The 24129-nt window shown below is 70.8% G+C and carries 18 protein-coding genes and 1 riboswitch; of the genes, 8 read left to right on the forward strand and 10 right to left on the reverse strand.

Going from position 1 to position 24129, the window contains the following annotated elements:
* Nucleotides 1–20: 20 nt before the first annotated feature.
* A complete protein-coding gene (locus VFV21_RS09490; RefSeq protein WP_329669184.1) occupies nt 21–1007 on the reverse strand; it encodes a hypothetical protein in 987 nt (328 codons plus the stop codon).
* Between the two features lie 137 nt (nt 1008–1144).
* The gene (locus tag VFV21_RS09495; protein WP_329669185.1) at nt 1145–2038 is read right to left on the reverse strand and encodes an Hsp33 family molecular chaperone HslO; all 894 of its coding nucleotides are present in this window, start codon (nt 2036–2038) and stop codon (nt 1145–1147) included.
* Nucleotides 2039–2116: 78 nt separating this feature from the next.
* Here VFV21_RS09495 and VFV21_RS09500 point away from each other — a divergent pair, with 78 nt between their 5' ends.
* The 4 genes from VFV21_RS09500 (at nt 2117) to VFV21_RS09515 (ending at nt 4973) form a co-directional block, all read left to right on the forward strand.
* Entirely contained in the window at nt 2117–2734 is a 618-nt protein-coding gene (locus tag VFV21_RS09500) for a hypothetical protein (protein ID WP_329669186.1), read from the forward strand.
* A 9-nt stretch (nt 2735–2743) separates the two neighbouring features.
* Nucleotides 2744–3463, forward strand: a complete 720-nt coding sequence (gene mtgA, locus VFV21_RS09505) for a monofunctional biosynthetic peptidoglycan transglycosylase (protein WP_329669187.1) — start codon at nt 2744–2746, stop codon at nt 3461–3463.
* Between the two features lie 5 nt (nt 3464–3468).
* On the forward strand, nt 3469–4443 hold the full coding sequence (locus VFV21_RS09510; RefSeq protein ID WP_414638539.1) for a glycosyltransferase family 2 protein: 975 nt from the start codon (nt 3469–3471) through the stop codon (nt 4441–4443).
* A gap of 98 nt (nt 4444–4541) precedes the next feature.
* Nucleotides 4542–4973 (forward strand): CBS domain-containing protein, encoded by a 432-nt coding sequence (locus VFV21_RS09515; protein WP_329669189.1) that lies wholly within the window; start codon nt 4542–4544, stop codon nt 4971–4973.
* Nucleotides 4974–4993: 20 nt separating this feature from the next.
* On the opposite strand, the gene trhA is transcribed toward VFV21_RS09515, so the two are convergent.
* From trhA to VFV21_RS09530, 3 genes are all read right to left on the reverse strand, one after another.
* Complete coding sequence (gene trhA / locus VFV21_RS09520) at nt 4994–5644, reverse strand: PAQR family membrane homeostasis protein TrhA (protein WP_329669190.1); 651 nt, start codon at nt 5642–5644, stop codon at nt 4994–4996.
* On the reverse strand, nt 5641–7245 hold the full coding sequence (locus VFV21_RS09525) for a peptide chain release factor 3 (protein ID WP_329669191.1): 1605 nt from the start codon (nt 7243–7245) through the stop codon (nt 5641–5643). Before VFV21_RS09525 ends, trhA begins: the two co-directional genes overlap by 4 nt.
* Nucleotides 7246–7389: 144 nt before the next feature.
* Nucleotides 7390–8505, reverse strand: coding sequence for a phytase (locus VFV21_RS09530; protein ID WP_329669192.1), 1116 nt, complete (start codon nt 8503–8505; stop codon nt 7390–7392).
* A gap of 117 nt (nt 8506–8622) precedes the next feature.
* A riboswitch (SAM riboswitch) is annotated at nt 8623–8740 on the forward strand.
* Nucleotides 8741–8828: 88 nt separating this feature from the next.
* On the opposite strand from VFV21_RS09530, the gene metX reads away from it, so the two are divergent.
* From metX to VFV21_RS09545, 3 genes are read left to right on the forward strand one after another with little or no spacing between them, the layout of a single operon-like run.
* On the forward strand, nt 8829–9932 hold the full coding sequence (gene metX / locus VFV21_RS09535; protein WP_329669193.1) for a homoserine O-succinyltransferase MetX: 1104 nt from the start codon (nt 8829–8831) through the stop codon (nt 9930–9932).
* Nucleotides 9929–11113, forward strand: coding sequence for a cystathionine gamma-synthase (gene metB / locus VFV21_RS09540; protein ID WP_329669194.1), 1185 nt, complete (start codon nt 9929–9931; stop codon nt 11111–11113). Before metX ends, metB begins: the two co-directional genes overlap by 4 nt.
* Nucleotides 11114–11115: 2 nt before the next feature.
* Nucleotides 11116–12168 carry a homoserine dehydrogenase gene (locus VFV21_RS09545; RefSeq protein ID WP_329669400.1) on the forward strand — a complete coding sequence of 351 codons (1053 nt, stop codon included), beginning with the start codon at nt 11116–11118 and terminating at the stop codon, nt 12166–12168.
* Between the two features lie 203 nt (nt 12169–12371).
* Here VFV21_RS09545 and VFV21_RS09550 read toward each other — a convergent pair whose 3' ends face one another.
* On the reverse strand, nt 12372–13547 hold the full coding sequence (locus VFV21_RS09550) for a phytase (protein ID WP_329669195.1): 1176 nt from the start codon (nt 13545–13547) through the stop codon (nt 12372–12374).
* A gap of 139 nt (nt 13548–13686) precedes the next feature.
* Here VFV21_RS09550 and VFV21_RS09555 point away from each other — a divergent pair, with 139 nt between their 5' ends.
* Nucleotides 13687–15966 carry a TonB-dependent receptor gene (locus tag VFV21_RS09555; RefSeq protein WP_329669196.1) on the forward strand — a complete coding sequence of 760 codons (2280 nt, stop codon included), beginning with the start codon at nt 13687–13689 and terminating at the stop codon, nt 15964–15966.
* A gap of 85 nt (nt 15967–16051) precedes the next feature.
* Here the strand turns inward: VFV21_RS09555 and VFV21_RS09560 are convergent, their stop codons facing one another.
* From VFV21_RS09560 to VFV21_RS09575, 4 genes are all read right to left on the reverse strand, one after another.
* Nucleotides 16052–16825, reverse strand: a complete 774-nt coding sequence (locus VFV21_RS09560) for a M23 family metallopeptidase (protein WP_329669197.1) — start codon at nt 16823–16825, stop codon at nt 16052–16054.
* A 5-nt stretch (nt 16826–16830) separates the two neighbouring features.
* Nucleotides 16831–19038, reverse strand: a complete 2208-nt coding sequence (locus tag VFV21_RS09565; RefSeq protein WP_329669198.1) for a putative bifunctional diguanylate cyclase/phosphodiesterase — start codon at nt 19036–19038, stop codon at nt 16831–16833.
* A 33-nt stretch (nt 19039–19071) separates the two neighbouring features.
* Nucleotides 19072–22107: a diguanylate cyclase gene (locus tag VFV21_RS09570; protein WP_329669199.1), complete on the reverse strand. Its 3036-nt coding sequence runs from the start codon at nt 22105–22107 to the stop codon at nt 19072–19074.
* Between the two features lie 595 nt (nt 22108–22702).
* Complete coding sequence (locus VFV21_RS09575; protein WP_034213035.1) at nt 22703–24085, reverse strand: L-serine ammonia-lyase; 1383 nt, start codon at nt 24083–24085, stop codon at nt 22703–22705.
* Between the last annotated feature and the right edge of the window lie 44 nt (nt 24086–24129).

Genomic DNA, 24129 nt, shown 5'->3' on the forward strand with positions numbered 1-24129 from the left:
GTCCCTCCCACAGGGGGCGCTTACAGGTCTTGTTCGTAGCGGATGTAGGGGACGCGGGATTCTTCCTGGTCCTCGTCCGCGAGCGAGAAGGGGTTCTGGCCCTGGGCATTGAGGTTGGCGGCGCCCACGCTCAGGCGGCCGCGCCACGGGGCGCGCCAGGTGACGCCCAGGCCCACGTCGCTGTAGCGGGTGTTGGTGCCGGGCAGTTCGATCACGCGGCCGATGATCTCGCCGCCGAAGTTGCCCGCCCCCCCACTGAGGGTGAGCGTGCCGGTGTTCCACTCCGGCGGCAGTGCGCCGGGCAGCTGGGCCGCCGACACGATGCGCGCGCGGGCCAGGGTGCCGCCGATGCTCACCCAGCCGGTTTCGCCGACCTTGAGTTCGCCCAGCAGGCCGATGTCTTCCTGTTCGTATTCATTGCCGCGCAGCGACAGCATCAGGTCGGTGCTGACGCGGCCGGCCAGCGGCACGGCGCCGGGCAGGGCCAGCGGCGCCTGCGCATCGAAGCGCGACAGGCCGAGGCTGGCGCTGAGCGCGCCGTCGTTGCCGTCCAGCCGCGCTTCGGCGCGCACGCCGGGGCGGGCCAGCGCGATCGGCGTGCTGGGGTTGGGCGCCAGGTTGGCCACCATGCAGTGCTGGGCCAGCGCGCCGAAGCTGCGCGACTCGGCGTTGCCGTTGCAGAGCAGGCCGATGGTCGGGTTGGTTTCCAGCGCGAGGCTGGTGCTGAGGCGGCGGCCGCCATCGAACGGGAAGGTAATGCCCGCGCCGACGCTGGGCGTGGCGTTGCGGCCGAGCAGGCGATCGAGCGAGCTGCGCGCCGGGTTGGCGGCGCCGAGGCCGGATTCGATCAGCAGGAAACCTTCGACCTGGTTGTTGCGGATGATCGGCAGGGCGGTGGTGTTGTCGTCCTGCTCGGGCATCACCAGCGGCGACGGCGCTTGCGCAAACGCCGGCGCGCCCGAGAGGGCGAGCAGTAGGACGATGGCGTGGCGCAGCAGCGGATTCATGTTCTTTCCTCGTGGCTCGGTTGGAGCCTTGCCGGACCGGGAAGTTCCCGGGTGGGGGGGTGGCACGCGGATTTTACAGGAATTTAACGCTTGAGTCGCCCGGCTTGGAAGTCCCTCCCACAGAGGGGGGGCGCGGGTTATTGGAGGCGGTCGGAGCCGGGGGCGGGGACGGCCAGGCTGAACAGGGCCTCGATCTGTTCAGCCTCGAAGCGGTAGGCCCGGCCGCAGAAGTCGCAGTGCACCTGGGCCACGCCGTCCTCGAGGCTGGCCCGGGCCTCGTCGGCACCCAGGCTGCGCAGCATGTCCTCCACCCGCTCGCGCGAGCAGCTGCAGGCGAAGCGCAGGGGGCGGCGGTCGAGCCGCTTCACGCCCTCCTCGTGGAAGAGGCGCCAGAGCAGGGTGTCCACCGGCAGGCTGGCCAGTTCGTCCTGGCCCAGGGTTTCGAACAGGGCGTTCACCCTGTCCCAGCCGTCGGTGTCGCCTTCGGCGCCGGGCAGCTTCTGCAGGATCAGGCCGGCGGCGCGCTCGGCCTGGCTGGCCAGCAGCATGCGGGTGGGCAGCTGCTCGCTCTGCTGGAAGTAGCCTTCGAAGGCCTCGGCCAGGCTGTCGGCGTCCAGGCCCACCAGGCCCTGGTAGCGGGTCATCTCGGTGGCGCCGGGCGGGGTGGATTCGATGGTGATGGCCAGCAGCGAGCCCGGGCCGAAGGCGCGCGGGGTCAGCGGGCTGGGGATGGGTTCCTCGAAATGGGCGATGCCGCGCAAGGTGCCGGCCGCGGTGCACTCGGCGAACAGGGTGCGCAGGCAGCCGGTGCCGCGCAGCTGCACGCTCAGGCGGCCGTCGATCTTGGCGTGGCCGGTGAACAGGGCGGCGGCGGCGCAGGTTTCGCCAAGGCGGGCGGCGATGGCCGCGGGGTATTCGGCGCGGCCGGCGATCTCGGTCCAGGCCTGGTCCAGGTGCACCACCACGCCGCGGATGCCGGAGCGCTCGAGCAGGAAGCGGGTGAGGGTGTCGCGGTCGGGGTGTTTGTCCATGGGCGCGATTTTAACCCGCCGGGGCAGTACAGTTGGCGCCTTACTTCAGGCAGGGCGGCACCGATGGCACTACGGATGATGGGTTGGGCGCTGGGTTTGCTGGCGCTGGTTTCGGCGGCAAGCGTCCAGGCGGCGCAGGCAAGCGCGGCGGCGCCCGCGGCACCCGCGCGGCCGGTGCCGCTGACCGCGCAGGAAACGCTGGAGAACGTGCTGGTGGCGCGCGGCATGGCCCGGTCCGACATGGCGCAGCTGATGGACTTCACCGGCCGCCAGCTCGACCTCGGCTGGGGCCTGATCCTGGACCAGGCGTTCGCGGTGCCGCTGGTGGTGTTCGACGAGAAGTCGACCGGCCTGGCGCTGGCCCTGGTGCGCAACACCGGCAGCGTGTCGGCCTGCGTGCGGGTGAAGGGCGACATGCGCGGCGAGAGCGTGTTCGAGGAGGCCGTGACCGCCGAGGACGTGCTGGTGCTGCCCGGCAACGCGGTGTCGGTGATCGGCGCGGGCATCCGCACCACCACCGGCGACTGGGACGTGAACATGGATGCGGGCGTGGCGATCTGGCAGGCGCCGGTCGGCGCCACCGACGCCGCGCTGTGCCAGCAGTCGGCGCCGGCCTTGCTGGCGGCGTGGCTGGCCGAGCCGGGCTTCGAGCACTTCGCCGATTTCGCGAACAAGCGCCTGCCCGCGGGCGGCTGAGTTCCCTCCGTGGCCCAGGCGGTGCGTGTTTCCACGGCGGCGCCCAGGCGCCGGCGCTGGCTGCGGCGGCTGCCGTGGCTGCCGGTGCTGTTCGTCGTCGTCACCTTCCTGCAGGTGGCGCCGCTGCGCTTCATCGATCCGCCCACCAGCGCCTTCATGATTTGGCGGCAGGTGGACGGCTTCGGCGAGAAGGGATTCGAACTGCGGCAGGAATGGCGGGACTACGACCAGATCTCGTCGCACCTGCCGATTTCGGTGGTGGCGGCCGAGGACCAGAAGTTCCCCGAGCACCACGGCTTCGACCTCGAGGCCATCGACAAGGCCTTTGATTCCAACGCCCGCGGCGGCCGCGTGCGCGGCGGCAGCACCATCAGCCAGCAGGTGGCCAAGAACCTTTACCTGTGGAGCGGCGGCGGGTACTTCCGCAAGGCGCTGGAAGCCTGGTACACGGTGCTGATCGAGCTGACCTGGCCCAAGCAGCGCATCCTCGAGGTGTACGTGAACATCGCCGAGTTCGGCGACGGCGTGTACGGCGCCGAGGCCGCGGCGCAGGCCTTCTGGCGCAAGCCGGCCAGCGCGCTCACCGCCGCCGAGAGCGCCCGCCTGGCCGCGGTGCTGCCCAACCCGAAGAAGTACAGCGCCCGCAACCCGGGGCCCTACGTGCAGCGCCGCGCGGCCTGGATCCAGCGCAACGCCCGCAACCTCGGCGGCCCTGCCTACCTCGAGTAGTTATGATGCCGGCCATGAACCCCCAGACCCTCACCGTCGTCATCGCCGCCTACAACGAGGAGGCCGCGCTGCCGGTCTTCCATCCGCGCCTGATGAAGGTGCTCGAAGGCCTGGACCTGGCGGCGCGCGTGCTGTACGTGGACGACGGCAGCCGCGACGGAACCTTCGCGCTGCTGCAGGCGTTCGCCGATGCCGACCCGCGCGTGGGCGTGATCGGGCTGGCGCGCAACTTCGGCAAGGAGCTGGCGCTCACCGCGGGGCTCGACCACGCCGACGCCGACGCGGTGGTGGTGCTTGACGCCGACGGGCAGGACCCGCCGGAGCTCATTCCCGCGCTGGTGGCGAAGTGGCGCGAAGGCTACGACGTGGTCTACGGCACGCGCACGCGGCGCGACGGCGAGTCCTGGTTCAAGCGCTTCAGCGCCGCGGCGTTCTACCGGGTGATGGCCTGGCTGTCGCGCACCGACATCCCGCGCGACACCGGCGATTTCCGGCTGATGTCGCGGCCAGTGCTGGACGCGCTGCGCGGCCTGCGCGAGCGGCAGCGGTTCATGAAGGGGCTGTTCACCTGGGTCGGGTTCCGCCAGGTGTCCTTCCCCTACGAGCGCGAGTCGCGCATGGCGGGCCGCACCTCGTTCAACTACTGGAAACTCTGGAACCTGGCGCTCGAGGGCATCACCAGTTTCTCCACCGTGCCGCTGCGGCTGGCCACCTACCTCGGCCTGTTCACCGCGCTGGGGGCCTTCGGCTGGGGCGTGTGGATCATCGTGCGCACCCTGGCCTGGGACGACCCGGTGCAGGGCTGGCCCTCGCTGATGACGGTCGTGCTTTTCCTCGGCGGCCTGCAGCTGGTGGCGCTGGGCATCATCGGCGAATACCTCGGCCGGCTGTACATGGAAGCCAAGCAGCGCCCCCTTTACCTGATCCGCCACATGCAACCCGCCGTAGGAGGGCCTTCAGGCCCGAAGCCCTTGGCCTGAAAGCTTCGGGCCTGAAGGCCCTCCTACAGCCGGTTGCAGGGGTGCAGGCCAGCGCGCACGGGTCTATAGTCTTCCCACGGTCACCGGAGGGCAGCCCCATGCGCAACGTGAACCAGATCCTCGAGAACAAGGGGGCCGGCGGCGTCATCGCCGTGCCGCGGGAAGCCCCGGTGCTCGAGGTCATCCGCCTGATGGCCGAACACCACATCGGCTCCGTGCTCGTGATGCAGGGCCACGACCTGGTCGGCATCGCCACCGAACGCGACTATGCCCGCAAGGTCATCCTGCAGGGCCGCTCCTCGGCCGACACGCCGGTGGGCCAGATCATGTCCAGCCCCGTGGTCTCGGTGCTGCCCACCGACACCGCCGCCACCTGCATGCAGATCATGACCGCCCGCAAGATCCGCCACCTGCCGGTGCTCGACGCCGGCCGCGTGGTCGGCATGGTGTCCATCGGCGACCTGGTCAAGGCCGTCATCGAAGACCAGCAGCTCGAAATCGCCCAGCTCCAGCAATACATCGCCAGCTGAAGTCCCTCCCACAGGGGGGCTCAGGGGCGGAGGACTTGGTGGGTGACGGCGACGAAGTGGCAGGCGCTGCCGATCAGCACGAAGGCGTGCCAGATGGCGTGGGCGAAGGGGATTCGGCGGCTCATGTAGAAGATCGTGCCGAAGGTGTAGGCGAGGCCGCCGCCGAGCAGCCAGGCCAGGGTGTCCATCGGGATCTGGCGCAGGAAGGGCTTGATCGCCAGCACCACCATCCAGCCCATGCCGAGGTAGATCAGCGTGGACAGGCCCTTGAAGCGGCCGGTGAAGAAGAGCTTGAACACCACGCCCGCCACCGCGAAGGTCCAGATCGCGGCGAACAGCCACCAGCCACCATCCTCGCGCAGGCCCACCAGGGTGAACGGCGTGTAGGTGCCCGCGATCAACACGTAGATCGCGCAGTGGTCGAAGACCTTCATCCGGCCCTTGGTGATGCGGTCGTGGCTGGCGTGGTAGAGCGTCGAGGCGCTGTAGAGCAGCACCAGCGCCACGCTGAAAACGATCGCGCCGGCCAGCTGCCAGCCGTTGCCGAAGGTCGACGCCAACGTAACCAGCACCGTGCCGCCCACCAGCGACATCAGCGCGCCGATGCCGTGGGTGATGGCGTTGGCGCGCTCTTCGCGCGGCGATTCGTGGTCGTGTTCGTACTCGGTCATTCGAGGGCGAGCGTCTGGGCGTGCTCGCGGGTGGCGGCGAATTCGAGCTCGGGCCAGCGCTCCATGGTCAGCTGCAGGTTCACGCGCGAGGGCGCGAGGTAGACCAGCTGGCCGGCGGCGTCCAGGCCCAGGTTCATCGCGTTCTTCTCGCGGAATTCCTCGAGCTTCTTCGGCGTGCCGCCCTTCACCCAACGCGCGGTCGAGATGGTGATCGGCTCGAAGCTCGCATCCACCGAGTACTCGTCCTTCAGCCGGTAGGCCACCACGTCGAACTGCAGCGTGCCGACCGCGCCCAGGATCAGGTCGTTGCTCATCAGCGGCCGGAAGAACTGCGTCGCGCCTTCCTCGGACAGCTGCGCCAGGCCCTTCTGCAGCTGCTTGAGCTTGAGCGGGTCGCGCAGGCGCGCGCGGCGGAAGAGTTCGGGCGCGAAGTTCGGGATGCCGGTGAAGGCCAGCGATTCGCCGGCGCTGAAGGTGTCGCCGATCGAGATGGTGCCGTGGTTGTGCAGGCCGATCACGTCGCCCGGGTAGGCGGTCTCGACGATCTCGCGGTCGCTGGCCATGAAGGTCAGCGCGTTCGCCAGCTTCACTTCCTTGCCCAGGCGCACGTGGAAGGCCTTCATGCCGGCCTCGTACTTGCCCGAGCACACGCGCAGGAAAGCCACGCGGTCGCGGTGCTGCGGGTCCATGTTGGCCTGGATCTTGAACACGAAGCCGGAGAAGGTTTCCTCCCCGGGCTCGATCTGGCGCGAGGTGGTGGCGCGCGGCTGCGGGCCCGGCGCGTGCTCGACGAAGAAGTCGAGCAGCGGCTGCACGCCGAAGTTGTTCACCGCCGAGCCGAAGAACACCGGCGCCTGCTTGCCCGCCAGGTAGTCGGCCTTGTTGAACGGATGCGAGGCGCCCTGCACCAGCTCCAGTTCGTCCTTGAGCTCGGCCAGCATCTGCTCGCCGATGCGTTCGGCCAGGCCGGGCGCATCGATGGACGGGAAGATGGTGGAGTCCTGGCGGGTGAAGTTGCGGCCCTGCTCGTACAGGTGCACTTCGCCGCTCACCAGGTGCACCACGCCCTTGAGGCGCTGGCCCATGCCGATCGGCCAGGTGATCGGCGCGCACTGGATGCCCAGCACGCTCTCGATTTCATCCAGCAGCTCGATCGGCTCCTTGCCCTCGCGGTCTAGCTTGTTGATGAAGCCCATGATCGGCGTGTCGCGCAGGCGGCAGACCTCCATCAGCTTGATGGTGCGCTCCTCGACGCCTTTGGCCACGTCGATCACCATCAGCGCGCTGTCCACGGCGGTGAGCACGCGGTAGGTGTCCTCGCCGAAGTCGGCGTGGCCCGGGGTGTCGAGCAGGTTGACGATGTGGCCCTCGTACGGGAACTGCATCACCGAGGACGTGACCGAGATGCCGCGCTCCTTCTCCAGCGCCATCCAGTCGGAGGTGGCGTGGCGGGCGGCCTTGCGGCCCTTCACCGAGCCGGCCATCTGGATCGCGCCGCCGAACAGCAGCAGCTTTTCGGTCAGCGTGGTCTTGCCGGCGTCGGGGTGGCTGACGATGGCGAAGGTGCGGCGGCGGTGGGTTTCGCGCAGGTGCTCGGACATGGGCTGGCCGCGCGCGGGGCGCAGGCGGGAGGTCGGAAGAGGGCCGCGATTATACCCCGCAACCCCTGCGACCCCCGTAGGAGGGCCTTCAGGCCCGAAGCTTTCCGGCGCGAAGCTTCGGGCCTGAAGGCCCTCCTGCGAGGGTCAGGGGGTGGTGCAATCGACGCGCAGGTCCAGGGCCCTGGCGATCTCGCGCCAGTCGAAGGCGCCGGCGCCCTCGTCGTTGTGCGAGACGTACAGCACGCCGTTCGGGAAGGCCTGCGTGCCCACCGCGTGCAGCCAGATGCCGTCGGTCACCGCCACCTGGTCGCCGGCGAAGCTGCCCTTGAACACCAGGCTCTCGCGGTCGAAGACGTGGAAGGCGGTGCGCTCCGGGTTCTGGTCGGCGGTGATCCAGTAGCCGCTGCCGTCGTCGCAGGCCCACAGCGCCACGCCTTCGGCCTGGGCCTGGAAGCGTTCGGGCGGCAGGCTGCGGCCGGTGTAGGTGCCGTCCATGCGGTACTCGCGCAGGGTGGTGCCGATGCGGATGTCTTCCTCGGCGATCAGCAGGCGGTCGTGCACCGGGTCGCCGGCGATGGACTCGACCATGCGCAGCGCACCCTTCTCGCTGGTGTCGCCGAACTGTTCGACCAGGGTGGCGCTCGGCGTGGCGCCGCGCAGGTCGAGGCGATAGCGCTTCACGCGCTGGTCGAGCTCGTCCAGCGGCGGCGCCAGCTGGGTGCGGTAGTCGGCCATGAAGCTGTCGGTGACGAGCAGCTCCAGCTCGCGCGGCGCCAGTTCGTGCAGCCACAGGCCGTAGGGGCTCTTGAGCTCGCCCTTGCCGAACTGCAGCAGCGGGCGGAACGACGGCAGCTCGAACAGCTGTACGCGCTGGTTGTCGCGTTCGACCACGAACAGGATGTCGCCGAACACGGCGATGCCGTTCGGGCGCAGGAACTGGCCGGGCGCGTCGCCCTGGCCGCCGATCTCGCGCAGCATCGCGCCGGTGTTGCCGTCGTAGACCACCAGCTGGTGGGTTTCCTTGCCGGTGGCGATCAGCCAGGTACCGCCGTCGGGGGTATTCCAGGCGGCCACCGAGTCGATCTCGTGTCGGGGCATCGGCGCCGTGACGAAGCTCTCGGCCACGCGCGCCATCGGCGGCGGGGCCTTGTCCGGCAGCGGGCCGGAGGAGCTGTCGGGGCGGCCTGCGGTACCGGCGCAGCCGGCGACGAGCAGGGCGAGGGGGAGGGCGGCGAGGCGCCAGCGTGAAGGACGGGTCATGGGTCGGGATTATGCCGCCGGGCCCGGCTGGCCCGCCACGCCAGGGGTCATTCCATCGCTTCATCCGCATGAAGGGATTGACATCGGCCGCGGCCGGGCGCAAAGTCCACCCCGCAACACCCATCGAGACCGGCTGAGGGGTAGGCCCGAAGACGCCGGGGCAACCCATGCACGAGCAATCGCGCATGAAGGTGCCAATTCCTGCGGGGACCGTGCGTCCGCCGAGAGATGGGTCATGTGCTTCCCCGCGACCGGCGGGGCACGTGACGCCGCTTTCCCGCAAGAACCTCCCTGGGTGCCCCTTGAACCCCAGGAGTCCTGCGATGAGCTTCCAAACCCTTACCGACGCCGACACCCACGCCGCTGTGGGAGGGACTTCAGTCCCGATCGCCGGGCTGACTGTGGGAGGGACTTCAGTCCGGAGGCTTTCTGGCGAAGGGCGATCGGGACTGAAGTCCCTCCCACAGGGGGGCGGCGCGTTCACGCTTCCGCTCACGCTGGCGCTCCGCCATGCGGGCATCCGCCGCGTCGTGGTGCGCGGCGAACGCCTCGGGACCACCGGCGCACCGCTGGTCGTCGTCGCCGGCGGAATCTCGGCCGGGCGCCATGTCGCCAGCGGACCGCAGGTCGCCGCGCCGGGCTGGTGGGAGGCGCAGGTCGGCCCGGGCCGCGCCATCGACACGCGCCGCGTGCAGGTGCTCGCCATCGACTGGCTGGGCGCGGACGGGGCGCTGGACCTGCCGCTCGACAGCGCGGACCAGGCCGATGCGCTGGCCGCGGTGCTCGATCATCTTGGCGTGCCGCGGGCGCTTTGCTTCGTCGGCGCGTCCTACGGCGCGATGATCGGCCTGCAGTTCGCGGCGCGCCACGGCGAACGGCTGGGTCGCCTGGTCGCCATTTCCGGCGCGCACCGCGCCCATCCCTATGCCAGCGCCTGGCGCGCGCTGCAGCGGCAGTGCGTGGCGCTCGGCCGCAGCGAGGGCGCGGTCTCGCGCGGCCTCGCGCTGGCGCGGCAGTTCGCGATGCTGAGCTACCGCACGCCGGAGGAATTCGGCGAGCGCTTCGACGCGCCGCCCGCGCTGCACGATGGCGTCGCCCGCTGTGCCGCCGAGGACTACCTCGACCACTGCGGCCAGCGCTACGCCGCGCGCTGGACCAGTACCGCCTTCCTGCGCCTGTCGGAATCCATCGACCTGCACCGCGTGGACCCGGCCGCCGTGCGCGTACCCACCACCGTGGTCGCCATCGAGGAGGATCGCCTCGTGCCGCTGGCCGACCTGCAGCAGCTGGTGGAAACGCTGGGCGGCCCGGCGACGCTGCGACCCCTGCGCTCGCGCTACGGCCACGACGCCTTCCTGAAGGAAGACGCCGCCATCGCGCGCCTGCTGCGCGAAGCCCTGGCCGCGGCCGAAGGCGGTGCGAAGTGAGCGCCCGCTGTCCCGCCACCGCCGCCGTGCGCGCCGGCATCGACGCCGACACCGCCTTCGGCGCCGTGACGCCGCCGCTGGTGCTGTCGAGCAACTTCAGCTTCGCCGGCTTCAACCAGAAGCGCCGCTATGACTACACCCGCAGCGGCAACCCCACCCGCGACCAGCTGGCCGACGCGCTGGCCGAGCTCGAGGGCGGCGCCGGCGCGGTGGTCACGGCCACCGGCATGGCCGCGATCACGCTGGTGCTCGAGGCACTGCTGCAGCCCGGCGACCGGCTGGTGGTGACGCACGACTGCTACGGCGGCAGCTGGCGGCTGTTCGACGCGCTGGCGCGCAAGGGCCGCTTCGAGCTGGCGCTGGTGGACCTGGCCGACGAGCGCGCGCTGGCGGCCGCGCTGGCCCGGCCCACGGCCCTGGTCTGGATCGAAACGCCGTCGAACCCGCTGCTGCGCATCACCGATCTCTCCGCGGTGATCGCCGCCGCGCACGCCGCCGGCGCGCTGGCGCTGGTGGACAACACCTTCCTCTCGCCGGCGCTGCAGCGGCCGATCGAACACGGCGCCGACTTCGTGCTGCACTCCACCACCAAGTACATCAACGGCCACAGTGACGTGGTCGGCGGCGCGGTGGTCGCGCGCGATGCCGCGCGCCACGAGCACCTGGCCTGGTGGGCGAACGCGCTGGGCCTGACCGGTTCGCCCTTCGACAGTTTCCTCACGCTGCGCGGGCTGCGCACCCTCGACGCCCGCCTGCGCGTGCACCAGGAAAACGCGGCGGCGCTGGCCGAGCGGCTGCAGCGCCATCCGGCCTGCGCGGCCGTGCACTATCCCGGCCTGGCCTCGCACCCGGGCCATGCGCTCGCGGCGCGGCAGCAGCACGGTTTCGGCGCGATGTTGTCGCTCGAACTCGCGGGTGGCGTGCCCGCGGTGCGCGCCTTCCTCGACGGGCTGCAGCACTTCACGCTGGCGGAATCGCTGGGCGGCGTCGAAAGCCTGGTCGCGCACCCGGCGACGATGACGCATGCGGCCATGTCGGCCGAGGCGCGCCGCGTCGCCGGCATCGGCGAAGGCCTGCTGCGGCTGTCGGTGGGCATCGAGGCGCTGGAGGACCTGGAGGCGGACCTCGGCGCCGCGCTTGATCGCGCTGCGCGCGTGGTCGCCGCGGAGATGCTGCCGTGAGCCTGCCCGTCGAAGCGCTGCCGGAAGCACGGCTGGCCCCGCGTCGCGTGGCGCTGCTGGGCGTCGGCACCGTTGGCCGCGCCCTGCTCGAGCGCGTGGCCGGCCTCGCCGACCCGCGCCTGTCGCTGCAGTGGGTCGCGAACTCGCGGCGGCACGTGCACGCACCGCAGGGCCTGTCGCCCTTGGCTTGCGCCGCAGCGCTGGCCCAAGGGAAGTCACACGATGGCGGCGGCGCGCTGCCGGCGGACTTCGGGCCCGGCGACATCGTGGTCGACGCCACCGCGTCGGCCGAACTCGCCGCCTGGCATCCGCGCTGGCTGCGCCAGGGCCTGCACGTGGTCAGTGCGAACAAGCTCGGCCTCGGCGGCCCGCTGCTGCGCCAGCACGAGATCGCCCAGCTGGCCAATGCGCAGCGCCGCTACGGCGATGCCGCCACCGTCGGCGCCGGGCTGCCGCTGCTGGCGACGCTGCGCGGCCTGCGCGCCGGCGGCGACCGCATCGGCGCGATCGTGGGCGTGCTGTCGGGCACGCTGGCCTGGCTGTTCGATGGCTACGACGGCCGCGAACCCTTTTCGGAGCGCGTGCGCGCCGCGGTGGCGCAGGGCTACGCCGAGCCGGATCCGCGCGTGGACCTCTCGGGCGAAGACGTCCGCCGCAAGCTGCTGATCCTGGCGCGCGCCGCCGGCTATCCGCTGGAGTCGGAGGAAGTGCGGGTGGAGTCGCTGCTGACGTCTCGGCTCCAGGCGGCCGGGCCCGACGCAGTGGAGGGCGCGCTGCCGTCCCTCGATGGCCCGATCGGCGAACGCGCCGCCCGCGCCGCGCGCGATGGCCGCGTGCTGCGCTTCGTCGCCCGCTTCGACGCCGCCGGCGCGCGCGTCGGCCTCGAGACGCTGGCACCCGACGACCCGCTCGCCGTCGGCCGCGGCTGCGACAACCGCGTCGCGATCTGGAGCACCCGCTACCGCGACCGCCCGCTGCAGATCCAGGGCCCCGGCGCCGGCGCCGACGTCACCGCCGCCGCGCTGCTTGACGATCTTCTGCGCGTAATTGCGTGAACGCGCGTGGTAGGTGGGGCCGATTGGTTTGGACGCGGATCAAAGCGGAAAAAGCGGATAACGGCGGATAGGCAAATGAAGGTGGGTCTTCGCGTATCCCCTCCTCACGCTAGGACCCACTTACGCGGTATCCGCTCTTATCCGCCTTTTCCGCTTTGATCCGCGTCCAAAACCCTGGACCCCCACCATCGCAATGCAATCCGTCAACGCGCGCTACAGGTTTCCCGAAGGCCCAGGGCCTTGGCGATGTCGAGCCAGTCGAAGGCGCCCACGCCCATGTCGTCGTGCACGGCGTAGAACACGCCGGCCGGGAAGCGCTTCGTGCCCGCCTGGTGCAGCCAGACGCCGTCGGTGTTGGCGACGGCCTGGCCGGCGAAGGCGCCGCGTGGCGCCAGCGTCACGCGGTCGAAGACGTGGAACAGGCTGCGGTCCTTGAACTGGTCGGTGGTGATCCAGTAGCCGCTGCCGTCCGGGCAGGCCCAGAGCGAGAGACCCTCGGCCTGCGCCTTGAACTGCCCGACGCCGATCGAGCGGCCCTTGAACGCGCCATCCACCGAATACTCGCGGTAGCCGGTGCCGGTGGCCACGTCCTCCTCGGCCACCAGCACGCGGTCGTGGGTCACGTCGCCCCAGAGCGATTCGGGAATGCGGATCGCGCCCTCGACGCCGGTATCGCCGAAGGTGCCCGTGGCCTCGGCCGTGAGCGACGGCCCGTCGGCGCGCACGCGGTAGCGGTGGATGCGCCGGTCGAGCTCGTCCATCGCCGGCAGGATGTCCTCGCCCGCGGCGTCCACGCCGGCCATGTAGGCGTCGCTCACCATCACCTCGAAGTCGCCGTCGCCGTGTTCGCGGATCCACAGGCCGTAGGGCTTGCGCAGCGCGTCCTCGCCGAAGGTGAGCCGCGACTCGAGGTCCGGCAAGGACAGCACCTGCACGCGCGCGTTGTCGCGCTCGACCACGAAGGCCAGGTCGCCGGCGACCGCGATGCCGTTCGGGCGGCTGAACTCGCCCGGACCCTTTCCGACCGTGCCGATGTCGCGCAGGGTCGCGCCGGTGTCGCCGTCGTAAAGCACCAGCCCCTTGCTGCCTTCCTTGGCCGTCGCCAGCAGCCAGGTGCTGCCGTCCGGTGCGGTCCACGCGGCCAGGGAGTCGGTGTTGTTCTCGGGAACCATTTCGGTGAGGAAGGCCTCGGCCACCACCGCGTGCGCGATGCCGGCGTCGGCCAGCAGCGGATCGACCTCGACGTTCTCGTCGGGCTCGCGGTCGCGCACGGGCGTCGGCGCGGCGGTGGGCGCGGCGGCGGGCTCGGGCGCGGAAGGCGCGCAGCTGGCGGCGATCAGCAGGGGCAGCAGGGCCAGCGGAAGCAGGGTGGGGCGCATGGTTTTTCCGAAAAATGAAGGGAGGCGGTGACGCTTGTATCGCAGGCGCAAGGCAGTCCCGTGACACCGTCACCGGTCACATTTCGGCCATGTGCGCCGCGTAGAAATCCCCGCATCCATTTCAGGGGAACCCGTGGCAATGACGAAGCATCCGATTGCGTCCCGTCTCTCGCTGGCCATCGCCGGTGCCCTGCTGGCCGGTGCCGGCCTCGCCGCCGCGCAGGACGCGGTGCCCACGCCCGACGGTGCGATGCGCGAGCTCGACACCATCGAGGTGACGGGCGAGATCGTCTACCGCGACCGCACCGAAGAGCCCGCCACCCTGGTCTACGACCTGGCCTATTTCCAGTCGTTCGAGCCGCTCACCGTGGGCGACATGCTCAAGCGCGTGCCCAGCGTCGCCTTCCTGTCCGACGTGCTGGAATACGACGGCGTGCGCCTGCGCGGCCTCGACCCGGGCTATACCCAGATCCTGATCAACGGCAGCCGCGTGCCGGGCGCCGGCTTCGACCGCTCCTTCTTCGTCGACCGCATCCCGGCCGAGCTCGTCGACCGCATCGAGATCGTGCGCTCCTCGTCCGCCGACCGCAGCGGCGACGCCATCGCCGGCGCGCTCAACATCGTGCTGCGCGACGGCTACTCGCTCGAGGGCGGCTACCTGCGCTTCGGCGCGTCTCAGTACCCGGACGACGAGATCGAGCCGACGCTCGGCGCGGTCTGGGGCGGCGAGGCGCTGGGCGGCCAGCTGCTGGTCGGTGCCAGCACCCAGGGGCGACGGAACCCCAAGCGCAAGTTCAGCCAGCGCTTCGACGCGCCGGGCGGCACCCTCGACAACACCGAGGTGCAAACCGACACCCGCAGCGGCGACGACTACTCGTTCAACCTCGACTACTCGGCCGAGGTCGGGCCCGGCCGGCTGGCGCTGAACGCCTTCTACGTGCGGACCGACCGGATTCAGGAGGAGGACTCGATCGAGTACGACGCCGGCGTGCAGGCCGACGCCAGCATCCTCACGATCAATGCGAACGACCTCGACATCCGCACCGACAACTACCAGCTCGGTGCCGAGTACGCCTGGCAGGGCGCCGGCGGCGAGAACCGCGTCCGGCTGGGCTACGCCGGCATCGACGACGACCAGTACGAGTTCGAGGACGAGTACGAGTACCTGCGCGACGCCAATCCCTTCCCGGAGGACGACCGCTTCACCGGCGACCGCACCTACCTCGACATCCGCGACCGCGAGCTGTCCGGCGAGATCCGCCACACCCGCGAGGTGGGCGGCGCCGAGCTTCGCTTCGGCCTGGAGGCCACGCGCAAGGACCGCGACACCGCGATCACCGCCGACCGCAACCGCATCACCATCCCCAATGCCCCGTCACCTCGCCCGGCCATTCCGGGGGAGTTCGGTCCCTTCCTGCCGGTGGATGGCGGCCTGAACACCATCGAAGAGACGCGACTGGAGCCGTTCGCGAAGCTCAGCGGCCGCGCCGACGCGCTGGAGTGGGAGGCCGGCCTGCGCTACCAGCACACCGACGTGCGCATCCACGACCGCACCGTCGACCCCGCCGAGGCCCGCGCGGACAACGATTACGGCGTCTTCCTGCCCTCGGCGCACCTGCGCTGGAACCTCGACGACAGCAACCGCCTGACGGCCTCGCTGGCGCGCACCATGCGCCGCCCCGGCTTCGACCAGATCTCGCCCGCGCTGCGGCTGGCCGAGCTGGGCGACAACGACCTGCTGGGCAATGCCGCGCTGAAGCCCGAGATCGCCTGGGGCCTGGACCTGGGCTGGGAGCGCCGTCTCGGCCGCCGCGGCGTGGTGGGCATCAATGCCTTCTACCGCGACATCAGCGACCTGATCGAGATCGCCAACACCGGCATCGAGGGTGACGAAGGCCCCGGCACCTTCGTGCTGCAGCCGCGCAACACCGGCGACGGCGAGGTGTGGGGCGTCGAGCTCGACCTCTCCACGCCGCTCACGGCCTTCGGCCTGGACGACACCGGCGTGTTCCTCAACTACTCCTGGCTGGACTCGGAGATCGAGGATGCCTTCGGCGTGCGCCGCTTCAACGACCAGTCGCGCAACGTGTTCAACGTCGGCTTCATCCAGCAGCTTCCCAGCGTGGCGGCCTCGTTCGGCGCCAGCTACCGCAAGCAGGGCGATGCCTTCGGCCGGATCGTGGGCGAGGAGATCGCCACTTCGTACGGGGCCGACCTCGAGGTATTCGTCGAGAAGCGCTTCGGCGAACAGTGGACGCTGCGCCTGACGGGATCGAACCTGCTCGACGCCTCGAAGGACGAGGTCTTCGACAAGTTCACCACGCTCGACGACCAGGCCAACCGCGACTACGACGAGTACGAAGTCGAGACCGAGTCCGCTGGGCGCGTGTACCAGCTCATCGCCAGATATTCCTTCTGACGCAAGACACCGTGGGAGGGACTTCAGTCCCGATGCTTCTCGCCGAAAAGCGTCGGGACTGAAGTCCCTCCCACAACAGGGGCGGTCAGCGCAGGGGGAGATAGCCGTCGGGCCCCACCATGCGGAAGGGGATCGAGGCCAGCGCCAGGCCGGCGTTCACCTGCACCGCGAAGTGCAGGTGCGGGCCGCTGGAATAGCCGGTGTTGCCGCTGCGGCCGATCACCTGGCCCAGCGAGACGGCGTCGCCGGGGCGCACGTAGACGCCGTCCGCCTGCAGGTGCGCGTACAGCGCCATGCTGCCGTCCTCGTGCAGCACGCGGATGAGGTTGGCGCGGTTGGCCAGCGCCGGGTCCAGGCCGCCTTCGCGGAAGCCGCCTTCGGCCTGCATCACCACGCCGCTGCGCGCCGCCAGCACCGGCGTGCCTTCGGGGACGATCAGGTCCACCGCGTAGCGGTTGGCGCGGTCATCGTGGCTGAAGCCACCGTGGAAGCCCTGGCCCAGCTCGAACCGGCGCTCGTCCACCGGCAGTGAATAGGCGACGTCGCGCGCGATCTTGCCGGGTGGCCCCGGCGTGGCGTCGAGCCGCAGCGACTGCTTCGCCGCCGGCGACAGCGCCCGCAGCCGCACCAGCTCCACCCGCGCGCGCGCCGGCAGCACGCGCCGCAGGGGCAGGGCGGTGTCGTTGGCCATGTCCACCAGTTCGAGCGCATTGAGCTCGACCTCCACCGGTCCGGCCAGGCGGTTCACCGCGTAGGCCACCAGGTCGGCGCCGCGGCGCTCGATCACCAGGTCGGCCGGGCTGTCGTTGGCCGCGGCCGCGCCGGCCGCGCACAGCAAGACGAGGGCCAGCCACCGCATCGCCCTCACTCCCAGAAGCCCCGCGCGGGTGCCGCGAAATAGGTGGCGATCGGCAGCGGCCGGTCCACGGCGTGGCCCTGCGCGTAGTCCACGCCCAGCTCGGCCAGGGCGCGGCGCTGTGCCTCGGTCTCGGTGTGCTCGGCGATGCTGTGCTTGCCCAGCACGTGCGCGATCTCGTTGATCGAGCGCACCACCGCCATCGACAGCGGCGAGCTGTCCATGTCGCGCACGAAGCTGCCGTCGATCTTGAAGTAGTCCACGTCCAGCGCCTGCACGTAGTTGAAGGAACAAAAGCCGGTGCCGAAGTCATCGAGGGCGAACCGGCAACCCAGCCCGCGCAACTCGTTGATGAAGCGCTGGGCCCGGGCCAGGTCGCGCACGGCGCTGGTCTCGGTGACCTCGAAGCACAGCTTGTCGCCCGGCAGGCCGCCGCGGCGCAGGCGCTCGGTGACGAAGCCGATGAAGCCGTCGTCGATCAGCGCATCCCCCGACAGGTTGATCGAGCAGGTGCGCACCGTGGCGGCCGCGGCCGGGTTCGCCTCCATCCAGTCGAGGGTCTGCCCGATCACCTCGCGGTCGATGCGGGTGCCGAGGTGGAAGCGTTCGGCCGCCGGCATGAAGCGGCCGGGCATCATCAGCTCGCCGGTGCGCGGGTCGCGCAGGCGCAGCAGCACCTCGAAGTGCCGGCCGTCCTTCAGTTCGGGGCGCAGCGGCACGATGCTCTGGCAGTGCAGCTCGAGCGCGTGGTGCTCGAGCGACTCGCGGATGCGCACCACCCACTTCATCGCCGCGGTGCGGTCAAGCAGCTCGCCGCCGTCCAGGCTGGCCAGGCAGACGCGGTTGCCGCCCTGTTCCTTGGCCGTGAAGCAGGCGGCGTCGGCCTGCGACAGCAGCTGGGCGTAGTCGCCCAGTCCCGGCTGGCAGGCCACCAGGCCGACGCTGGCGGTGGTGGCCAGCATCCGGCCGTCCCAGCCGCAGCGGTAGCCCTCGATCGCACGCAGCAGGGCGCGGGCGCGGTCCTCGGCCACCATTGGCGTGCAGTTGCGCAGCAGCAGCGCGAACTCGTCGCCGCCGGTGCGCGCCAGCAGGTCGTCGCGGTGCCGGTGCGCCTCGATCACGCCGGCGATGCCGCGGATCATGCTGTCGCCGGCGACGTGGCTGGCGGTGTCGTTGATCAGCTTGAAGTGGTCCAGGTCGAGGTAGGCCAGCGCCATCGGCGGCGCGGTCGGCTCGGCCAGCGCCGCGCGCACCTGCTCTTCGAAGGCGTTGCGGTTGGCCAGGCCGGTCAGCGGATCGGTGTTGGCGCGCTGGGTGAGGCTGACGGCGCTGGCGCGCTGCTGGTGCATGGCGAAGGAAAGGATCATCGGCAGCGCCGCCACCGCGATCAGGAAGCACAGCAGGCTGGCGCTGTCGCGCGTGTGCGCCGGCGCCGGATAGCCGGCCAGCGCCATGCCGGCCATGCCCGCGATCAGCAGCATCGTCACCGCGATCGCCAGCGCCGTGTGCAGCGGCGGGAAGCGCAGCGCGCTCCAGACCAGGATGCCCAGCGGCAGCGCCACCAGGCCCAGCGCGTAGTTGCCGCCGAGGCTCGCGCCCCAGGCCATCAGCAGGTAGCTCGTGGCCATGGCCACGTTCCAGAGCAGCTGCTCGGGCTCGGCGGCATAGCCGGTGCCGTCGGCGACCCGGCGGCGCTCGCGGCGGGCCAAGGCCAGCAGCATCGCCGGCGCGATGCTGGCCACGCCCAGCAGGTCGCCCAGGAACCACAGCGAGATCGCCGCCGGCAGCGCATCGAGCGCGATGATGCCCGATTGCACCATGCCCACCGTGCCGATCGCGGCGCTGGTGGCGGCCATCGCCATGCCGCCGGCCAGGGCGCGCAGGCCGAAATCGACCGTGAGCGGATCGTTGCCCGGCGCGCGCTTGAGCAGGGACACGCCCACCAGCACGCCGATGAAGTTGCTGGCCAGTGACCACGGCAGGAAGGTCAGCGGCACCGGTGCAAACAGCAGGTGCACCAGCAGCCCGCCGATCGGGACGAACAGCGCCCAGCGCGCGCCGAACCGCATCACGCCCGCGAGCGCGATGCCCGAGCCCGGCCAGAACAGCGCGACCTTCGCGGGCCCGCCCACCAGCTCGGTGGCGTAGGCGCCGCCGGCGACGTACAGCGTCACCAGGAGGACGAACAGGCCGATCCTTCTTTGAGTCTGCTGCATGCCCCGAGGATAGGCCCGGGGACCCGCCGCCGACTAGGGGGCGACCACGTTGTCCGAGCCCAGCAGCTCGAACTTGCCCGAGGCCAGCAGGTCGGTCTCGCCGCTCTGCAGGGCGGCCAGCAGGCCGGGCAGGTCGGCGTGGGGCAAGGGGCGGTAGGCGGCCCAGCCGTTCCGGCCGTGGGCCTTTACGTAGTAGAGGGCCCGGTCGGCCAGTTCGACCATCTGCTCCCAGCCCAGGCTGCCGCGGGCGTCGCGGAACAGCGGGCATTCGATGAAGCCGATCGAGCAGGTCAGCGGGATCGGTTCGTCGGTGCCGACGTCGAAGCGGTGGTTGGCGATGGCGGCCCGGATGCGCTCGCCCAGGATCGGCAGGTGCCGGTTCGGCATCGGCCGGAACACCACCAGGAACTCCTCGCCGCCCCAGCGCGCGATGTAGTCGCCGGTGCGCACCAGGTGGCCCAGCACCTGCGCGAACTGCTGCAGCACGCGGTCGCCGGCGGCGTGGCCGTAGCGGTCGTTGACGGCCTTGAAGTGGTCCACGTCGACCAGCGCGAACACCATCACCTCGCCCGGCGCGGCGCGGCGCACGGCCTCGCGGTCGTAGTAGGCGATGTCGGCGGGGATCTGGTTGGCCAGGTAGCGGCGGTTGCGCAGGCCGGTCAGCGGATCGGTCTGGCTGGCCTCCTCGAGCCGGAAGTTGGCGACCTCGAGCGCCTCGGTGCGCTGGCTCACCAGCGCCTCCAGCGCCTCGCGCTGGCGCAGGTGCTTGCCCTGCTGGCGGCGGTAGCCGGCGAACACCAGGCTGCCGAGCAGGCCGGCCAGCAGCAGCTGGAACAACCCGGTCTCGTGGAAGCGCGGCTGGATGTGGAAACCCAGCTGCGCCGGTGCCGGGCTCCAGATGCCGGCGCTGTTGGCGCCGATGGCCTCGAACACGTAGGAGCCGGGCGGCAGGTTGGTGTAGTTCACGCTGCGGCGGGTGACGTCCTCGAGCTCGCGCCAGTCGCTGTCGTAGCCCACCAGGCGGTAGCGCAGATCGACGCTCTTGGGGTCCTGGAAGCTGAGCAGGGTGAAGTCGAAGCTCAGGTCGCGGTCGTTCTGCCCCAGCCGCCAGTTGGCCGACGGGTCGGCCTCGCGCCACTGCTCGCCGACGCGCACGCGTTCGATCAGGCTGCGCGGCGCGATCTCGCTCTTGACGATGCCCTCGGTGGACATCACCACCAGCCCGCTGCGCGTGGGCAGGTAGAGATCGCTGCCGAACAGGAAGCCCTTGGCGTTGCCGGCGCCGTTGCAGCAGTCGCCCTTCTGGCCGCCGCGGCGGTCGCCGCGTTCGTTGAGCAGCATCTCGCCCTGCACGCGCGCGAGCTCGCCGTCGGCCAGCGCCTGCATGTCGCGCAGGCGGATGCGCTGGATGCCGCGGATGCCGGCCACCCACAGGTAGCCCTGGCGGTCGTGGGTGATGAAGAACGCCGAGTTCACCGGCATCCCCTGCGCGGCGCCGAAGCGCGTCCAGCGGCCGTTGCGCAGCAGGAAGACTTCTTCGGTCAGCGTGCCGATCACCAGTTCGCCGCCGGGCAGCTCGTGGATGGCGGTCACGTCGACGTTGTCGGGCAGGCCGTTGTCCGCGCCCAGCGCCTCGACGCGGTCGCCGATCACCTCGAACAGACCCGCCTGGGTGCCCAGCAGCAGGCGCCCGTCGAACGTTTCCAGCATCAGGCGCGTGCGGGTCTCGCGCAGCCCCTCCTCGGGGCCGAACCCGCGCAGTTCGCCGCGGGCGTGGCGGTACAGGCCCTGCGTGGTCGCGAACCAGAGCGCACCGCGATGGTCGCGCAGGATGCCGTTGATCTGCGCGCCCCGGAACGCGTTGAACTCCGCCGGGCGCTCGAGGCGATCGCCGCGCAGCACCGCGAGGCCGCGCCGGGTGCCGATCCAGACCGTGTCGTCCTCGGGCAGCAGCGTGTAGGCATTGGGATGCGGCAGGTCGCTGCCCTTGACCACCTGCCGGAAGCCGCCGCCCTCCATCACGCTCAGGCCGGAGTTGCTGCCGGCCCAGAGCCGCCCGTCGCTGCCGCGCGCCACCGACCACAGCACCGGGTCCACCAGGCCCTCGCGCTTGCCGTAGCGCCGGGTCCAGCCGTTCCAGACGCGGGTCAGGCCCTCCCACTGCCCGCCGAACCAGACGTTGCCCTCGCGGTCTTCGAACACGGCGCGCACCGCCGTGGCCGCCGGTTCGTCGGTGACGATTTCGATCACGCGGCCGTTGCGCAGCCGCGCCAGGTTCTCGACCATGCCGACCCACAGGTTGCCGTCGCCGTCCTCGAACAGGGTTTCGATCGGCGCCCGCGACAGCGGCTCGCCGCCCTCGTGCCGCTTCCACCCGTCGCCCTCGCGATGGAACAGGCCGCCGCTGGTGCCGGCCCACAGCCGCCCCTGCGCCTCGATCAGCTCGGTGACCACGGTGTCTTCGTCGCCCTCGGGCAGCGGCATCAGCTCGGTGGCGCCGTCGGCCAGCCGCAGCACCTGGCCGCGCTGCCCGACCAGCAGGGCGTCGCCCGTCGCCAGCAGCGCGGTGGGTGGACGCGACATCGGATGGGCCAGCTCCAGCTCCTCGCCCCGCACCCGGAACACGCCCTGCGGCGCGGCGACCAGCAGCTCGCCGGCCTCGGTGCGCACCAGGTCGCGGGTATCGGTGACGGTGCCGGCCGCGGCGCCGGCCAGCCGGATCTCGCGGAAGCCCTGGTGGTCGTGCACCGCCAGCCCGCGATACGTGGACACCCACAGCCGGTTCTCGGGATCCACCAGCAGGTCCTGGATCCAGACGCCGGGCAGGCCGGGCGAGTTCTCGGGGGTATAGACGCTGAAGCGGACGCCATCGAAGCGGGCCAGCCCGGCCTGGGTCCCGACCCAGAGGTAGCCCTGGCGGTCCTGGGCAATGGCCAGGGCGCTGATCTGGGGGAGGCCTTCCTCGATGCTCCAGGTATTGCGGACGTAGTGATGGAAGGCCTTGTCCGGGTCCAGCGCCGCCAAGGGGCCGGTCGCCAGCAGCGCGGCGAGCAAGACGATCCCGGTCATGGCGCGGCGCATGTTCGGCACTGGGACGTCCCGTGGCAGGCTTGCCACGACTATCGCGCCTGCGCCGGCGCCCGGCAAGCGCCCCCCATCACACTTCCCCCGGCATCCGCCGTGCGCCCTGCGCACGAAGGGCCGCACACCGGTGCTTTGCGGCAGCGCCGCCGCCCACAGACATAGGTCTGCGGCCCGACTCAGGAGCGTCATCCTGACCACTGATGTCGGCCGTTCCGGCCTCCTGCCTCCACTTCCGCAGACCTATGTCTGTGTGCGACGTCGCCCCGGAAGCCCGTCGCACAACGCGGGGAAGTCAAGTGCAAAAGCATCGGCAGCTCGCGGTGACCGACTTGCCTCGGTCGTGATCGATGCGTGGCTCGCTCTTCGCTGTTGCATTTGACCTCGGTCCGGTGTGCGACCGGCGGTCGGAGCGCCGCCCTGCGACGATAGGGTTCGACGAAGTGGAGGCAGGAAGCCGTAACGGCCGCCCTTCAATGGGCAGGACGCCGTGTTGAAGGGCGGGCGGCGAACGCTATCGTTGCTGGGCGGAGCTGCCGAGACGTCCCGGTGTGAGGCGGTTCGTGCGCAAGGCGCACGTCGGTCAGCATTCGATGACGTTGACGGCGAGGCCGCCGCGCGAGGTTTCCTTGTACTTGTCCTGCATGTCCCGGCCCGTGTCGCGCATGGTCTTGATGACCTTGTCGAGCGAGACCTTGTGCTTGCCGTCGCCGCGCAGCGCCATGCGCGAGGCGTTGATGGCCTTGACCGCCCCCATCGCGTTGCGCTCGATGCACGGGATCTGCACCAGGCCCCCGATCGGATCGCAGGTCAGGCCCAGGTTGTGCTCCATGCCGATCTCGGCCGCGTTCTCGACCTGGCCGGGCGTGCCGCCCAGCGCCGCGGTGAGTCCGGCGGCGGCCATGGAGCAGGCCACGCCGACTTCGCCCTGGCAGCCGACCTCGGCGCCGGAAATCGACGCGTTTTCCTTGTAGAGGATGCCGACCGCGGCGGCGGTGAGCAGGAAGGTAAACACGCCCTGTTCGTTGGCGCCCGGGCAGAAGCGATCGTAGTAGTGCAGTACGGCCGGGATGATGCCGGCGGCACCGTTGGTGGGCGCGGTGACCACGCGGCCGCCGGCGGCGTTCTCTTCGTTGACGGCCAGGGCGTAGAGGTTGACCCAGTCGAGCACCGTCAGCGGGTCGCGCATGCCGGCCTCGGGCTTGGACGAGAGTTCGGCGTGCAGCGACGGCGCGCGCCGGGCGACGTGCAGGCCGCCGGGCAAGGTGCCTTTCTCGCGGATGCCGCGGGCGGTGCAGTCCTGCATCGCCTGCCAGATCTCGCGCAGGCCGGCGGTGATCTCGGCTTCGCTGCGCCAGGCCTTCTCGTTGGCCAGCATCACGCCGGCCATGTCCAGGCCGGACTCGGCGCAGCGCTGCAGCAGCTCGTCGCCGGAGTGGAAGGGGAAGGGCAGTTCGGTGGTGTCGGCGACGATGCGGTCTTCCGCCGCCTCGTCCTGGTTGACCACGAAGCCGCCGCCGACCGAGTAGTAGTCGCGCGTGGCCAGCTGCGCGCCGTCGGCGTCGAAGGCGGTGAAGCGCATGCCGTTGGTGTGGAAGGGCAGCTTCTGACGCTTGTTCATCACCAAGTCGTGCTTCTCGTCGAAGCCGATCTCGTGGCGGCCGAGCAGGAGCAGCTTCTTCTGCTTGCGGATGCGCTCGAGCGCGGCCGGGATCAGGTCGGGGTCGATCTCGTTCGGCCAGTGGCCTTCCAGGCCCATCAGCACGGCCTTGTCGGTGCCGTGGCCGCGGCCGGTGAGCGCCAGCGAGCCGTACACCTCGACCCGCACCCGCGCGGTGCGCGCCAGCAGGCCGCCGTCTTCGAGCCAGTGGCTGGTGAAGCGCGCGGCGGCGCGCATGGGCCCGACCGTGTGCGAGGACGAGGGACCGATGCCGATCTTGAAGAGGTCGAAGACGCTGACGGCCATGGGATGCGCGGGTTCCGTGGGAAGGCCGGTATTCTATGCGCCAT

The organism is Arenimonas sp. (assembly GCF_036275555.1).
In the GTDB taxonomy this organism is placed as follows: Bacteria; Pseudomonadota; Gammaproteobacteria; order Xanthomonadales; family Xanthomonadaceae; genus Arenimonas.